General features: G+C 66.1%; 4 protein-coding genes. 3 read left to right on the top strand and 1 reads right to left on the bottom strand.

Features of this window, described 5'->3' with window-relative positions:
- Window positions 1-87: 87 nt before the first annotated feature.
- A complete protein-coding gene (locus tag ACIOMQ_RS41365) occupies window positions 88-300 on the bottom strand; it encodes a hypothetical protein (RefSeq protein WP_402192887.1) in 213 nt (70 codons plus the stop codon).
- Window positions 301-719: 419 nt separating this feature from the next.
- Here ACIOMQ_RS41365 and ACIOMQ_RS41370 point away from each other — a divergent pair, with 419 nt between their 5' ends.
- From ACIOMQ_RS41370 to ACIOMQ_RS41380, 3 genes are all read left to right on the top strand, one after another.
- The gene (locus tag ACIOMQ_RS41370) at window positions 720-1,100 is read left to right on the top strand and encodes an SseB family protein (RefSeq protein WP_402192892.1); all 381 of its coding nucleotides are present in this window, start codon (window positions 720-722) and stop codon (window positions 1,098-1,100) included.
- Window positions 1,097-1,744: a hypothetical protein gene (locus tag ACIOMQ_RS41375; protein ID WP_401760070.1), complete on the top strand. Its 648-nt coding sequence runs from the start codon at window positions 1,097-1,099 to the stop codon at window positions 1,742-1,744. The genes ACIOMQ_RS41370 and ACIOMQ_RS41375 overlap by 4 nt, the downstream gene beginning before the upstream one ends.
- Window positions 1,744-2,147: putative T7SS-secreted protein (locus tag ACIOMQ_RS41380; protein ID WP_402192890.1), on the top strand; the 404-nt coding region annotated here is incomplete at its 3' end. The genes ACIOMQ_RS41375 and ACIOMQ_RS41380, both read left to right, overlap by 1 nt.

Consider the following 2,147-nt stretch of genomic DNA (forward strand, 5'->3'; position numbering starts at 1 on the left):
TGCTCCGAGGTTCTGGCCGAGCCGCATGGCTCTGTTCGCTGGGGCGATCACGAGGTGATTTGGGTATCTCGGACCATGGCAGGCAGCTCAGTTCCCGGAGCCCTTGATGCGCTTTGGGTCGGGCAGCCGGTGTGTCGCGTCGTGGGTGCAGGCGGGTTCTGGCCGTTGGTGTCGGTGCGCTCGGGGGTGGCGGTAGGCGGGGCGGATGGGGAGGTGCTTGTCGACTAAGGCTCCGGCGCTGCCGTTCTGGCCGGTGATGGCGTCGCAGGCGTCGCCGAGGAACTCGAAGGGTGTCTTCATTCCTTGCGTGAAGCCGGGGCCCAAGTTTCCTTGTTTCTCAGTCGGGTTGTTGTGGTCTTCGGGGGGCGGGCTGCTGGGATCGGTCAGGTGGATGGGGGCGGTGTCGGTGTCGGGCGCGTCATTCTCTGCCCGGTTTCGGAGCGAAAGTGGGCCGAGGGGCTCAGCGGAGCCTTTCCGTGGGGTGCCCGCAGGTCCATCTCTGTGGGTGTGGAGCCGGACCGGCCTTGGGCCGTGACTGGCTGGCTGCTTTTGCTCGTTGCTCCCGGGAAGTGTGCCGTGACAGCATTCGACGCGTGTTCGATAACGGGGATGACATATCAGAGCCGCCCGCTCGGCGTTCAAAGATCGCTGACTTGGCCGACTGGGCTGCTGACGAGGTGCCTTCCGCACCGTGTGAGGTACCGGACCTGGCCCGTGCCATGACGCCGGAACATGATCCGGTGGCGGTGGCTCGGCGTGAGTTTGCTGTGTTGCTGGGTGAGTTCCGGTGTACGGCGGTGTTGGTGCCGCTGGATGAGGTGGGGGATCTGTGGTCGGCGGAGCAGTGCGGGGTGCGCTGGATCTGTGCGTTCTCGGACGAGGAGGCGTTGGCGCGGTTCGCACAAGCTCGGGGGGATGCCGGGCGGGAGTGGACGTATCAGGCGGTGTTGGGTGCGCGGTTGCTGGATGTGATGGTGCCGTTGTTGCCGGGGCCTGCGGGGGTGGCGCTGGATGCGGGCGGTGAGGGCGGGATGTTGTTTCCGCCGGTGGCGGGCATTGTGCCGGACGCGGTTGCGGTGGATCTCGGGGGGATGCAGTGAGTGGGGAGAGTTCTGATCTTCAGGTGCCGCCGGAGGTGTTGGCGGCGATCGCGAAGGGGATCGATCTGGCGCATGCGGAGTTGAAGGATCTCGGGTTCATCGGGCAGGCGTCGACGGGGCGGGGGTTCTCGGATCTTGCTTTGTCGGGGCTGGAGTTGGGGCATGGCGGGCTGACGTCGGAGTTCGAGACGTTCTGCAATCGCTGGGAGTGGGGTGTGCGGGCGCTGACGCGGAAGGGGAACGGCTTCGCGCTCGGGGTCGGCTTGTCGGCGGGTTCCTTCGCGGAGCAGGAGCAGTACATCAAGGACTCGTTCAAGGTCGGTGTGAATTCCCTGAACGGGAACCCGCACCTGTCCGAGGACGAGGTCAAGACGATGAGCTGGGACACGATCCGCAACCAGTCCGCTTATGACGACCCGGACTGGAGTGGGGAGTCGATGCTGAAGGCGCATGAAGAGGTGAAGGAGAACTGGAAGGACACCGTCTACGACGTGGAGGACTCCGCGCTCGACTCGATGGAACGCTCCGGGCTGGTGGACCCGGCGGTGCGGGCAGCGGCGGATGAACGCCTGAAGGAGCAGCTTGATCCGTCGCAGGAGGCGATTCGTCAGGCCGGGCAGCCGCGGTGGGGGGAGAGTCGCTGATGGTGGACTGGGGGAAGCTCGGCGGGGACCTTTACGACGGTGCGGGCAAGCTGGTCGACAAGGGCAAGGAGATCGTCGGCGAGGGGATCGAGAAGGGTACCGATTTCGTCGGTGCCGGTCTGGAGATGGTCGGCGCCGATGAGTGGGCGGACGCGGTCGAGGACTGGGGGGATGAGACCGCGTCCTCGCTGGGTGCGGAGGTCGGTGAGCAGCAGCTTGGGCAGAGCGAGGAAGCGAACGAGCTGATCCATGGCAGGCCGGAGAAGATCAGCGCGGCGGTGAAGAACCTCCGGGACTTCCAGCGGGCGTTCGATCTCGTGGGCGGCGGGATGAAGAAGCTCGACTCGGGCCACTGGAAGGGTGAGGCCGCCGACGCCTTCCGGGCGAAGTTCGAGACCCTGCC

This window comes from Streptomyces sp. NPDC087845, from assembly GCF_044742755.1.
GTDB lineage: Bacteria > Actinomycetota > Actinomycetes > Streptomycetales > Streptomycetaceae > Streptomyces.

Excerpts from the sequence above, each read along its gene's own strand:
- ACIOMQ_RS41365 (WP_402192887.1), bottom strand. The coding sequence starts at position 300 with ATGAAGACACCCTTCGAGTTCCTCGGCGACGCCTGCGACGCCATCACC.
- ACIOMQ_RS41370 (WP_402192892.1), top strand. The coding sequence starts at position 720 with ATGACGCCGGAACATGATCCGGTGGCGGTGGCTCGGCGTGAGTTTGCT.